The sequence below is a fragment of the Saccharopolyspora gregorii genome, assembly GCF_024734405.1.
Lineage (GTDB): Bacteria > Actinomycetota > Actinomycetes > Mycobacteriales > Pseudonocardiaceae > Saccharopolyspora_C > Saccharopolyspora_C gregorii.
The window spans coordinates 4212377-4224142 of record NZ_CP059556.1 but is presented as its reverse complement, the minus strand read 5'-3'; the positions used below and the strand labels follow the sequence as shown (position 1 = coordinate 4224142).

Annotated in this window: 12 protein-coding genes; 7 read left to right on the top strand and 5 right to left on the bottom strand. The window is 74.8% G+C overall.

Annotated elements, in window-relative coordinates:
- Together H1226_RS18300 and H1226_RS18295 are read left to right on the top strand one after the other, a co-directional pair.
- The gene (locus H1226_RS18300; protein ID WP_224958192.1) at window positions 1–480 is read left to right on the top strand and encodes a ribose-5-phosphate isomerase; all 480 of its coding nucleotides are present in this window, start codon (window positions 1–3) and stop codon (window positions 478–480) included.
- Window positions 474–1115, top strand: coding sequence for a class II aldolase/adducin family protein (locus H1226_RS18295; RefSeq protein ID WP_373689959.1), 642 nt, complete (start codon window positions 474–476; stop codon window positions 1113–1115). Before H1226_RS18300 ends, H1226_RS18295 begins: the two co-directional genes overlap by 7 nt.
- 67 nt (window positions 1116–1182) lie before the next feature.
- On the opposite strand, the gene H1226_RS18290 is transcribed toward H1226_RS18295, so the two are convergent.
- Window positions 1183–2037: an NAD(P)-dependent oxidoreductase gene (locus tag H1226_RS18290; RefSeq protein WP_258341825.1), complete on the bottom strand. Its 855-nt coding sequence runs from the start codon at window positions 2035–2037 to the stop codon at window positions 1183–1185.
- A gap of 210 nt (window positions 2038–2247) precedes the next feature.
- Here H1226_RS18290 and H1226_RS18285 point away from each other — a divergent pair, with 210 nt between their 5' ends.
- Together H1226_RS18285 and H1226_RS18280 are read left to right on the top strand one after the other, a co-directional pair.
- Window positions 2248–2430 (top strand): hypothetical protein, encoded by a 183-nt coding sequence (locus H1226_RS18285; RefSeq protein WP_258341824.1) that lies wholly within the window; start codon window positions 2248–2250, stop codon window positions 2428–2430.
- 264 nt (window positions 2431–2694) lie between these two features.
- Window positions 2695–3528 (top strand): alpha/beta fold hydrolase, encoded by an 834-nt coding sequence (locus tag H1226_RS18280; RefSeq protein ID WP_258341823.1) that lies wholly within the window; start codon window positions 2695–2697, stop codon window positions 3526–3528.
- Here the strand turns inward: H1226_RS18280 and H1226_RS18275 are convergent.
- A complete protein-coding gene (locus H1226_RS18275) occupies window positions 3488–4561 on the bottom strand; it encodes a helix-turn-helix domain-containing protein (RefSeq protein WP_258341822.1) in 1074 nt (357 codons plus the stop codon). The two genes, H1226_RS18280 and H1226_RS18275, sit on opposite strands and share 41 nt — an antisense overlap.
- Window positions 4562–4667: 106 nt before the next feature.
- Here H1226_RS18275 and H1226_RS18270 point away from each other — a divergent pair, with 106 nt between their 5' ends.
- On the top strand, window positions 4668–5972 hold the full coding sequence (locus H1226_RS18270; RefSeq protein ID WP_258341821.1) for a GNAT family N-acetyltransferase: 1305 nt from the start codon (window positions 4668–4670) through the stop codon (window positions 5970–5972).
- Between the two features lie 113 nt (window positions 5973–6085).
- Entirely contained in the window at window positions 6086–6418 is a 333-nt protein-coding gene (locus tag H1226_RS18265; RefSeq protein WP_258341820.1) for a glyoxalase superfamily protein, read from the top strand.
- 127 nt (window positions 6419–6545) lie between these two features.
- On the opposite strand, the gene H1226_RS18260 is transcribed toward H1226_RS18265, so the two are convergent.
- Window positions 6546–7652 carry a polyprenyl synthetase family protein gene (locus H1226_RS18260; RefSeq protein WP_258341819.1) on the bottom strand — a complete coding sequence of 369 codons (1107 nt, stop codon included), beginning with the start codon at window positions 7650–7652 and terminating at the stop codon, window positions 6546–6548.
- 159 nt (window positions 7653–7811) lie between these two features.
- The gene (locus H1226_RS18255; protein WP_224958206.1) at window positions 7812–8513 is read right to left on the bottom strand and encodes a TetR/AcrR family transcriptional regulator; all 702 of its coding nucleotides are present in this window, start codon (window positions 8511–8513) and stop codon (window positions 7812–7814) included.
- 77 nt (window positions 8514–8590) lie between these two features.
- Between H1226_RS18255 and H1226_RS18250 the strand changes: the two genes are divergently transcribed.
- Window positions 8591–10072 (top strand): FAD-dependent monooxygenase, encoded by a 1482-nt coding sequence (locus H1226_RS18250; protein ID WP_258341818.1) that lies wholly within the window; start codon window positions 8591–8593, stop codon window positions 10070–10072.
- On the opposite strand, the gene H1226_RS18245 is transcribed toward H1226_RS18250, so the two are convergent.
- Complete coding sequence (locus tag H1226_RS18245) at window positions 10069–11445, bottom strand: NupC/NupG family nucleoside CNT transporter (RefSeq protein ID WP_258341817.1); 1377 nt, start codon at window positions 11443–11445, stop codon at window positions 10069–10071. The two genes, H1226_RS18250 and H1226_RS18245, sit on opposite strands and share 4 nt — an antisense overlap.
- Between the last annotated feature and the right edge of the window lie 321 nt (window positions 11446–11766).

Below are 11766 nucleotides of genomic sequence, written 5' to 3'. Positions count from 1 at the left end.
ATGACCGAGAACGCGACCGGCTGGCGCATCGTCGTCGGTTCCGACGACGCAGGGCTGGACTACAAGGACGTGCTCAAGGCCGACCTGGAGCAGGACCCGCGGGTCGCCTCCGTGGTCGACGTCGGGGTCGGGTCCGACGAGCACACCGACTACCCGCACGTGGCGGTGAACGCGGCCCGCAAGGTCGCCGCGGGCGAGGCGGACCGGGCGCTGCTGGTGTGCGGCACCGGGCTCGGCGTGGCGATCAGCGCGAACAAGGTGCCGGGCGTGCGGGCGGTGACCGCGCACGACAGCTACTCGGTGCAGCGGTCGGTGCTGAGCAACGACGCGCAGGTGCTGTGCTTCGGGCAGCGCGTCGTCGGGCTGGAGCTGGCGCGGCTGCTGGCCGGGCAGTGGCTCGACCTGCGCTTCGACGAGACCTCGGCGTCGGCGAAGAAGGTCGCCGCCATCGGGGAGTACGAGTCCGGGACGGCGTGTTGAGCCCTGTCCTCGAAGCGGAGCGCGCGGAGGTCATCCGCATCGCGCGGAAGATGGTCGACGACGGTCTGGTCGTGGGCACCTCGGGCAACGTGTCGCTGCGCAGCGGTGAGCTGGTCGCGGTGACACCGTCCGGAGTGGACTACGACGTGCTGACCGTCGCCGACGTCCCGGTGGTGCGGCTGGACGGTGCGGTCGTGGACGGCGAACGGGCGCCGAGCTCCGAGCTGCCCATGCACCTGACCGCCTACGCCGATCACGGCGCCGACGCGGTGGTGCACACGCACTCGTTGCACGCCACCGCGTTGTCGCTGCTGCGCGACGACGTGCCCGCGGTGCACTACCAGCTCGCCGAGATGGGCGGGGTGGTGCGCGTCGCCGAGTACGCGACGTTCGGCACCGACCGGCTGGCCGCGAACATGTCGGCCGCGCTGGCAGGGCGCGGGGCGTGCGTGCTGCGCAACCACGGGACGGTCGCGATCGGCTCGACGCCGGCTGCTGCCTACAACCGGGCCCGGCAGCTGGAGTGGCTGTGCCGGTTGTGGCTCACCGCGCAGCAGGCCGGGCGGCCGCGCTTGCTGGACGACGAGGAGCTGGACCGCTGCGCGGCGCAGTTCGGGCACGTCGCGAGGCGCTGAAACCCGTTCTCCCGCACGACGAACGGCCCGTTCGACCCGGTTCCCGGGCGAGCGGGCCGTTCGGCCGTCAGCCGCGGAAGGACGCGTAGTAGGCGGCGGCCATGTCCTGCGAACCGTGCCCGGCCGCGGCGGCGCGGGTGAAGCGGGCGCGGACCGCTTCGGCGACGTCCAGGCGGAGTTCGCCCGCGGCTTCGGCGATCAGCCCGGCGTCCTTGCGGGCACCGTCCACTGTGAACGCCGGGGTGAAATCGCCGTCGAGGATGGCGGAACCCTTCAGGTGCGCGTAGGGCGAATCGACCGCGCCGCCCTCGATGGCCTCCAGGAACAGGTGCGGGTCCACGCCCAGCGCCTCGGCGAGCGCGATCGACTCGCCGACCGCGTTCGTCAGCGACAGCACCCAGTTGTTGGCCGCGAGCTTCACCCGCGTCCCGTCGCCGCGCGCCGCGTCGGTGCCCAGCCACAGGGTGCGCCCGCCGACCGCGTCGAACACCGGCCGCACCCGGTCCCGCACCTCTTCGGGGGCCGCGGCCAGCACGGTCAGCGTGCCCTGCTCGGCGGGGGCGCGGGTGCCGAGCACCGGCGCGTCCACGAGCGTCGTGCCGCCCGCGACGGCGGCGACCTTCGCCAGCCCCTCCAGGCCGATCGTGGCCATCTGCACCCAGGGCGTCCCGGCGGGCAGGGCGGCCGCGGCGGCACCGCCCGCCGCCACGGTGGCGTCCGCGTCCAGCAGCATCGTCACCAGCAGGTCCGCGCCGTCGGCCGCTTCGGCGGGGGTGTCGGTGACGGTGGCGCCGTCGGCGGCGAGCTCGTCCGCGCGGGCGCGGGTGCGGTTCCACGCGCGCACCGCGAAGCCGTGCGCGAGCAGGTTGCGCGCCATCGGCGCGCCCATCGTGCCGGTTCCGAGGAAGGCCACGGTCGTCATCGCTGCATCCCAACATGTCGCGGATCGTCGGAGGGGCGGTCGAGCCCGCCCGGCGCCGATTCTGCCCGCCGGTGCCGCCGCCGTCCGCGCGGGCGGCACGGCCCGTGGCGGAATCTTGTCGAGATGTGGCGCTACCGCCACTCGAACCGGCGGGTGCCGCGCAGCATGCTGGTGGCAACCCACCGATCAGGACTCGACAAGGAGCCCGTCATGCGCGCTTTCCTCCTCGCCTGCTGGAACATCGCCCGCGACGTCGCCTGCGGTGTCGACGCCGCGCACGCCATCGAGCACGGCGCGACCTCGGTGCCGCAGCCCGCGCCGCTGGTGGTGCGCGACCGCCGTCCGCGCCTCGTCGTCCGCCCCGGGTGCGCCGCCCGGCCGGTGGCGGGCTGAGCACGGCCCGCTGATCCGGACGGCTCGCGGAATGGTCCGCGTGGAGAGGAACGACATCGGCGGGATCGTGCTGCGCACCGCGGAACCCGTGCCCGTCGACGGCCAACGCGGCTTCGCGGGCGACCGGGTCGCTGCTGCTGATCGACCCCGGCGACGGGGCGACGCGCACCGCGGCGATGGCGCTGCCGTGATCCGGGGTTCCCGCTCGCGCGCGGCCCTCCGATCGAAGCCGAGTCGATCAAGACGAATCGAGGGGGATGCTCCGTGCAGGAGTGGGAACTCGGTCGAGTCCACCGCAGCAGCGCCGGTGACGTCCGCTGGGACGTGCTGGGCGAGGAGGGGGCGGAACCGGTCGTGCTGCTGCACGGCACGCCCTTCTCCTCCTTCGTCTGGCGGGGCGTCGCCAGAGCGCTCGCCCCGCACTACCGGGTGCACGTCTGGGACATGCCGGGGTACGGGACGTCGGAGAAGTGCGACGGGCAGGACGTGTCGCTCGCCGCGCAGGGCCGGGTCTTCGCGGAACTGCTGGAGCACTGGGGGCTGGAGCGGCCCGCGGTCGTCGCGCACGACTTCGGCGGCGCCGTCGCGCTGCGCGCGCACCTGCTGCACGGCGCCGAGTACGAGCGGCTCGCCGTCGTCGACCCGGTCGCGCTGGCCCCGTGGGGGTCGCCGTTCTTCCGGCTGGTCGGGGAGAACGTCCCGGTCTTCGAGCAGCTGCCGCCCGCGATGCACCGGGCACTGGTGCGCGAGTACATCCGCTCCGCCGGCCACCGCGGGCTGGACGACCCGCTGGTGGACGCGCTCGCCGAACCGTGGCTCGGCGAGCACGGGCAGCCCGCGTTCTACCGGCAGATCGCGCAGGCCGACCAGCGCTTCACCGACGAGGTGCAGGGTTCCTACGACCGGCTGCGGATGCCGACGCTGGTGTGCTGGGGCACCGAGGACACCTGGATCCCGGTGGGCAAGGCGCACGAGCTCGCCGGCCTGATCCCCGGCTCGGAGCTGCGGCTGATCCCCGGCGCCGGCCACCTCGTGCAGGAGGACGCCCCAGCGGAACTCACCGCGGCGCTGTTCGCCTTCCTGCAGCAGGCGGACTGATCGCGGGCGCGTCCCGGGCCCATCCGGTCCGGGGCGCGAGCGCGCTGGCCGGAGCCGCGGCGGGCGCGCGGTGGAACAACCTGCGGTAGGCCGTCGGCGAGGTCCGCATGATGCGGCTGAAGTGGTACCGGTAGGTCACGACCGACTCGAACCCGACCGCCTCGGCGACCTCGTCCACCGGGTCCTTCGTCTTCTCCAGCAGCGCCAGGCTCGCCCCGATCCGCTGCGCCGCCAGCCAGCGCATCGGCGAACTTCCCGTCGCGCGGGCGAAGTGGCGCAGGTAGCTGCGCTCGGACATGTGCGCGGCACCGGCCAGCACCTCGACGGTCAGCGGTTCGGCGAGGTGCGCCAGCGCCCACTCCATGCTGCGCGCCACCCCGTCGTCCGCGGACGATCCGGCGACCGGCGTCTCCACGTACTGGGCCTGCCCGCCTTCGCGGTGCGGCGGGATCACCAGCCGGCGCGCCACCGTGTTCGCCAGCGCCGGGCCGAGGTCCTTGCGCACCAGGTGCAGGCACAGGTCCAGGCTCGCCGCGCTGCCCGCGCCGGTCAGCACGTCGCCTTCGTCGACGTACAGCGGCGCCGGGTCGACCTCGACCCGCGGGTACCGGGTGCGCAGCAGGTCGGCGTGGCGCCAGTGCGTGGTGGCCCGGCGCTCGTCGAGCACCCCGGCGGCGGCGAGGGCGAACGCGCCGGTGCAGGTGGACACCAGCCGCGCGCCGCGCGCCCCGGCTTCGCGCAGCGCCGCGACGAGCTCCGCGGACGGCGGCTCGTGCGGGTCGGCCCGGCTGGTGACGATCACCGTGTCCGCGGTGGCGAGCTCGGTGAGCCCGTGCGGGGTGCTCATCACCGCCCCGCCCGCGAGCGGCACGGCGGCGGACCCCTCCGCGCACACCGCGAGGTCGTAGTGGCGGGGGATCAGGTCCGGCAGGTAGTGCCCGAACACCGCCGAGATCACACCCAGCTCGAAGGGCGCGGTGCCGGTGGTCGGCAGCACGGCCACCCGGTGCGCGGACGCGCTCGCAGTGGTCATGGCGTGATCTTATCGGCGTAACGGGTTCCCGCCAGGGCTGTTCGGGTTAACGGTGTCGTCACGCCGCCGCGGGCCGGGGGAAACATCCCGCGGGCAGGGTCGGGGCATGACCCAGCACCGCGGAACTCCGGCAGCGGCCCCGACCCGGGGCGGCTGGACGCGCGACGTCGTCGAGCTCGCCCTGCTGTGCGCGGCGGCGGGCACCGCCCACCTGCTCGCCACCGGGGCGCCGACCACGGCGTCGGTGCTGCTCCTCGCGTTCGGCGCGCTGCTCGCGGCGGGCGCCGCGGTGCGGTGCGCCCGGGTGCGGCGCCCGGCCCCCGCCGCGGAGGTCGTGGCGGAACCGGACCTCGGTGAGTTCGCCGAACCCCGCGCGCTGTGGCGGCTGCGTGCCTCGGTGACCGACGACCCGGGCCGCCTCGCCGGGATCGCCGCCGGGCTCGCCGGTCTCGGCGGCGACATCCGCACCGTGCACGTGCACCCGGTCGCCGGCGGCGCGGTGGACGAGGTGCTGGTGCACGTCCCCACCTCCGCGGGGGAAGCGGACCTGGTGCGGGCCGTGGTCGACGCGGGCGGGCGCGAGGTCACCGCCCGCCCCGCGGACGTGCGGGAGCTCGACGACGTGCCGACCCGGACGCTGCACCTCGCCGCCGACCTGGTGCGCGGGCGCGGCGACCTGGTGCGGGCCCTGCGCGGCACCCTCGGCCCGGTCGAGGTGCGCTGGCAGGAGGACGCGACCGGACCCGATGGCGCCGACGGCCGGTGGCTGCGGCTGACCGCCCCCGGTGGTGGCGCGCTGGTGCTGGAACGGGCGGGCGCGGCGTTCACCCCGGCCGAGTTCGCGCGGGCGCGGGCGATGGCGGACCTGGCTGCGACCTGCCGGGAGCGGCTGCGCCCCGACGTGCGGGAGCTCGTCACCACCGGAGGGGAGGCGCTGACCCTGCGCGCCGCCGACCGCGCCGACCTGGAGCTCGTCGCCGAGTTCCACGCCCGCTGCTCGGCGGCCACCCGCTACCGCCGCTACTCCAGCCCCGGCCCGGCCGGTGGGGAACGCGGCCTGCTGCGGTTGCTGACCCCGGCGCTGGGCCGCTCGCTGCTGGTGCTGGACGCCGACGGGCAGGTCGTGGCGATGGGGAACCTGATGCGCGACGGCACGACCGCGGAGCTCGCGCTGCTGGTGCGCGACGACCGGCAGCGCGGCGGCATCGGCACCCGGCTCGCCGCGGAACTCGTCGCGCAGGCCGAGGCCGACGGGACGACCGCGGTGTGGGCGCACACCCGCGTGGACGACACCGCGATCGCCCGCACCCTGCGCGCGGCGGGCCTCAAGCTGGTGGGCGTCCCCGAACCGGGGGAGTGGAGCTGGTCCCGCACCATCCGGCCTGCCGCCGGCCGGACCGCCGCCGCGTAGTGGCCGGGGCGGAACCGCTCCGCCCGCCCCGCGGCCACCGGCCTCCCGCGTCCGCCGGTCCGCCGCCGTCCGCGACCACCGCGGCCCGGCCGGAGCGGTGCGATGCTGGGGCGATGGACGAGGACGTCATCCCGGTGCTGCGCGTGGAGGCCGCCGACGTGGCCGTGAAGTGGTACCGCCTGCTGGGTTTCACCCCGCAGTGGGAGCACCGGTTCGAGCCGCACCTGCCCGCGTTCGTGGAGGTGGTGCGCGGGCAGGTGCGCCTGTTCTTGTCCGAGCACGAGGCCGACGTCCGCCCCGGCTCGCTCATCTACCTGCGGATGGAGGACGTGGACGCGATCGCCGCCGAGTTCGGCATGCGGCCGGAGACGACGCCGTGGGCGCGGGAGGTCGAACTGCGCGACCCGGACGGCAACCGGCTGCGCATCGGGACTCCGCTGGCGTAGCGCTCAGCGGCCGGTCTCGCGGCCGCCGCAGTGCTCGGGACCGGCGTCAGCGCTCCTCGGGACCGGTGCGGGATTCAGCACCGGTGCGGGACTCGGGACCGGCGCAGTGCTCCGGTGCCGCCCGGGTTCACCGGTTCCGGTCGGTGGCGGCGGTGAGCAGTTCGGTGAGCGTCCCCCGGACGTGCTCCGGCACCCGCATCCCCGCCAGCGCCCGGCGCGCGGATGCCGCGCGGGTGCCGATGAGCCGCTCGACCTCGGCCAGCGCCCCGCACTCCACGATGATCGACTGCACCCGCCGCACCCGCTGGTCGTCGAGGTCCCCGGCGGCGAAGGCCCGGTCGAGCTCGGCGAGCTCGGCGGTCCCGGCGCGGCGCCGGGCGGCGGCCAGCAGCACGGTCGGCTTCCGGGTGCGCAGGTCGTCCCCGACGGGTTTGCCGGTGACCGCGGGATCGCCGAACGCACCGAGCACGTCGTCGCGCAGCTGGTACGCCTCGCCCAGCGGCAGCGCGTAGGCCGTGTAGGAGTCGAGCAGGTCCGAGTCGGCCCCGGCGAGCAGCCCGCCCAGGTGCAGCGGCCGTTCGACGGTGTACTTCGCGGTCTTGTAGTGGATGATCGTGCAGGCCCGCTCCACCGAGTGCGTGGCGAGGGCCTGCTCGGTGACGTCGAGGTACTGGCCGAGCACCAGTTCGGCGAACGACTGCGCCACCAGCGGCTGCACGGCGGCGAGCCGCTGCGGGGGAAGTCCGCTGGCGCCGAGCAGCTCGTGGAACCACGCCAGGCACAGGTCCCCGAGCAGCAGCGCCACCGAGGTCCCGAACAGCTCGGAGGATCCCCGCATCCGCTGGTGCTGGTGCAGGTCGGTGTGCTGGCGGTGCAGCGACGGCGCGCCGCGGCGGGTGTCGCTGCCGTCGATGATGTCGTCGTGGATCAGCGCGAACGCGTGCAGCAGTTCCAGCGCGGCGGCCGCGGCGATGATGCCCTCGTCGTCCGGGTCGCCGCCCGCGCCGCGCCAGCCCCAGAAGCAGAACGCGGGCCGCAGCCGCTTGCCGCCGGCGAGGAACGTGCGCAGCGTGTCGATCGCCGCCGCCCACTGGGCGCGTCCCGCTTCGTCGGCGGTCATCCCCCGGTACCGGTCCTCCTGCACGTCGAGGAACCGGGACAGGGCCGCGTCGACCCGCTCGCGGACCCCGTCGACGTCCACGGGGTGGCTCGGAACGGGGAACGTGGTGGTCATCTGGGCTCCCTGGGGCGGGGAACCGCGCGCGGTTCCCGGTGCTGGACTGGTTCCCACGCTAGGGGCCGCGCCGCGTGCGGGCATCGGCCGTTGTGCCCGAGATCATCTCCGCCGAACGGCCGGGGTCGCCCGGGTTTTCCCGACCGTTCGGCCGAGGGGTCAGATCCCGTGGCGGGCGGCGGCGCCGTCGAGCAGCGCGGCGAGGCCGTCGGCGAAGCGCTGCCGCGCGCTGGTCGTGCCGGTGAGCCGGGCCCAGGCGGTGCTCGGGTCGCCGTCGCCGACGAGGGCGCGCAGCTGCGGCAGGTCGCCGCCTTCGAGCTGCTCGCGGACGAACCGGGCGGTGTCGGCGCTGAGCCCGCCGTGCTGCGGGTCGTCGGTGCGCAGCACGTTGCCCTGCACGTAGTCGTCGACCGCACCGAGCAGGGCGATCTTCGCTTCGACGTCGAGCGGGGTGTGCGCGAGGGCGGCGAAGGACTGGTCGGCGTGCCGCAGCGCGTTGGGGCCGAGCCGCGCGCCGCGCAGCGCCTGCATCGACCACGGGTGGCGCAGCAGCACGTCGCGGGTGCGGTGCGCGATGGCGGTGAGCGCGGCCCGCCACTCGGTGGGCAGCTCGTCGGCGGGCAGCAGCCCTTCGGCCATGACGGCGTCGTCCATGAGCGCGACGAGGTCGTCCTTGGTGCGCACGTAGTGGTAGAGGGTCATCGTCCCGGCGCCGAGCTCGGCGGCGACCCGGCGCATGGAGACGGCGTCGAACCCCTCGGCGTCGGCGAGGGCGAGCGCGGCCGCGGCGATCTGCTCGCGGGTGAAGCGCGGTTTGCGGGTTCCGGGGGCGGGCGCGGCCCAGATCGGCTCGGTTGCCATGTGGTACACCGTACCGCTAACGTTGTTCGTGCGGCGTACGAACATGGGGTACGACGTACCGACAGAGGGAGGTGGGCATGAGCGCCCAGCACGACACCGACGTCCTCATCGCCGGAGCCGGACCGACCGGACTGGTCCTGGCCTGCGAACTCGCCCGGCGCGGCATCGCGTTCCGGCTCGTCGACAAGGCCACCGAGCACTTCGGCGGCTCCCGCGGCGACGGCATCCACCCGCGCACCCAGGAGGTCTTCGCCGACCTCGGCGTGCTCGACGACCTGCACGCCGCGGGCGCCGGCGGCATCCCGATGCGCAAGTACGAAGCCGGACGGCTCGTCTGGGAGGGCCACCCCGGCGAACCGGTGCCCGCCACACCCGGGGTCCCGCACCCGAACGCCTGGTTCGTCCCGCAGTTCCGCACCGAGGAGGTCCTGCGCAAAGCGCTCGCCGGGTACGGCGGCCAGGTCGAGCTCGGCGTCGAGCTCCGCGCGCTGCGCCAGGACGACCGGCAGGTCACCGCGCGGCTCGCCGACGACACCGAGATCCGCGCCCGGTACCTCGTCGGCGCCGACGGCGGACGCAGCACCGTGCGCCGCGCGCTCGGCATCGAGTTCCGCGGCGAGACCGACGAGACGACCAAGGCACTCATCGCCGACGTCCGGCTCAGCGGCCTCGGCCGGGACCGGGCGCTGGCCTGGTCCCGCGACGGCGAGCTCGCCTCGGTGCAGCCGCTGGCAGGAACCGACCTGTTCACCGTCACCGCGTCCCGCGACGACGTGGAGCCCACCCCGGACGGGCTGCGGGAATGGCTGAACCGGATGAGCGGGCTCGACCTGCGGGTGCACGAGGTGCACTGGAACTCGGTGTGGCGGGCCAACGCGCGCCTCGCCGAGCGCTACCGCGACGGCCGGGTGCTGCTCGCGGGCGACGCGGCGCACGTCTGCCCGCCCACCGGCGGCCAGGGCATGAACACCGGGGTGCAGGACGCGCACAACCTCGGCTGGAAGCTCGCCGCCGTGCTGCGCGGTGCGGACGAGGCGCTGCTCGACAGCTACGAGGCCGAGCGGTACCCGGTGGCGGAAGGGGTGCTGCGGCTCAGCGGACGGCTGCTGGACCTGCTGCGCGAGGACGATCCCGAGGCGCACGTGCGCGGACCGGAGCTCAACCAGCTCGGACTGCACTACCGCGGCGGGCCGCTGGCCGAAGAGCGCCGCGCCGAACCCGCGGCGGTGCTCGCCGGTGACCGGGCCCCGGACGCCCCGGTCCTGCTCGACGGGGCGGAGGTGCGGTTGTTCGAGCTGTTCGCCGGGCCGCACTGGACGCTGCTGGACTTCGGCGGCACGAGCGCCGGCCTCGCCCTGCCCGGGCTCGACGCGCACGCCGTGCTCCGGGAACCGCGTCCCGGCGCGGTGCACGACGTGCACGGCCACGCGCACGACGGTTACGGCGTCGACCGGCCCGCGCTGCTGCTGGTCCGGCCGGACGGCTACCTCGGCTGGGCGGGTGCGCCCGGAGATCTCGCGGACCTCCGGGCCTACCTGCTGCCGAAGCTGGGGAGCTAGACGAGCATCCCGGCGATGGCGGCGCTCATCAGGTTCGCCAGCGTGCCGCCCGCGATCGCCCGCATCCCGAGCTCGGCGATCAGCGACCGCCGCGACGGCACCAGCCCGCCGAGCCCGCCGAGCAGGATCGCCAGCGAGGAGAAGTTCGCGAACCCGGTCAGCGCGAAGGTGATGATGATGGCGGTGTGCGGCGAGAACGACGCCGCCTGCGGGCCGAAGTCGGTGAACGCGACGAACTCGTTGAGCACCAGCTTCTGGCCGACGAAACCGCCCGCGGTCACCGCGTCCTCCCACGGCACGCCGATCACCCACATCACCGGTGCGAAGACGTAGCCGATGATCTGCTCGAAGGTGATGCCGTCGAGGCCGACCAGGCCGCCGACGGCCCCGAGGACCAGGTTCAGCAGCGCGATCAGCGAGACGAACGCGAACAGCATGGCGCCGACGTTGAGCGCCAGCTTCAGCCCGTCCGAGGCACCGGTCGCGGCCGCGTCGATCACGTTGCGCGGCTTGGTCTCCAGCGCCTCGTCGTCGTCCACCGCGGTGGTGGTGCCCGCCTTCTCCGGTTCGGCGGTGTCGGTCCCGCCCTCGTCCGCGGCGGCCGCCGGTTCCGGGGTCGTCGTGGCCGCGGGCTTCTTCGCGAACCACGCGAGCACGCCGCGCCGCCCGCCCTCGGATTCGGCGGACTTCGCGGCGTGCTCGGCGTCGCCGGTGACCGCCTCGGTCTCCGGCACGATGATCTTCGCCATCATCAGGCCGGCGGGCGCGGCCATGAAGCTCGCCGCGATGAGGTGGTCGAGGCTCGCGCCCAGCATCGCGTACCCCACCATCACCGAACCGGCCACGGTGGACAGACCGCCGACCATGACGGCGAAGAACTCCGAGCGGGTCATGCCCGCCAGGTACGGCCGCACCACCAGCGGCGCCTCGGTCTGCCCGAGGAAGATGTTGGCCGTGGCGTTCAGCGACTCCGCGCGCGTGGTCCCCAGCACCTTGCGCAGCCCGCCGCCGACGATCCGCACCACCCACTGCAACACGTTCCAGTGGTAGAGCACCGCGGTCAGCGACGCCACGAACACGATGATCGGCAGCACCTGGAAGGCGACGACCGTCGCCCCGTTCGTCGGCATCACCGGGCCGAGCAGGAAGTCGATGCCCTCCTTCGAGGAGTCGATCACCCGCTGCACCCCGGCGGAGACGGCGCTCAGCGCGGCCTTGCCCGCGTCCCAGCGCAGCACCACGAAGGCGAACACCAGCTGCAGCGCCAGCGCGCCCAGCACGGTGCGCGGCCGGATCGCCCGGCGGTCGGTGGACAACGCGAACGCGATCAGCAGCAGCACGACCATCCCCGCCGCGCCCCAGAGCACCTGCACGTGATCCACCTTCCCTCGATGCGACTCGCGGAATGCTCGCATCCCCGCGGCCCGGCCGTGCGCTCGGCCTCACCACGGGAAAGGTGGTGAAACGGGACTCCGCGACCGGCTCGCGGCGGGCTTCGGCCGAAAGGCGGGCCGGATTCCGCCGAAACGCGGCATCGGCGTGAGCGCGCCTCGCCGGCCTGGGTGCTCCGAGGTCACGCGCGGGGGTCGCACGGGCACGCGGAGCAGCCGGACCTGCTTCGGCGCCCCGCGCGAGGTGGCCTGAGCGCGGGGGCGCCGGACGTCGATCTGGTCGTCGACGGGAGGGCGGAGGCG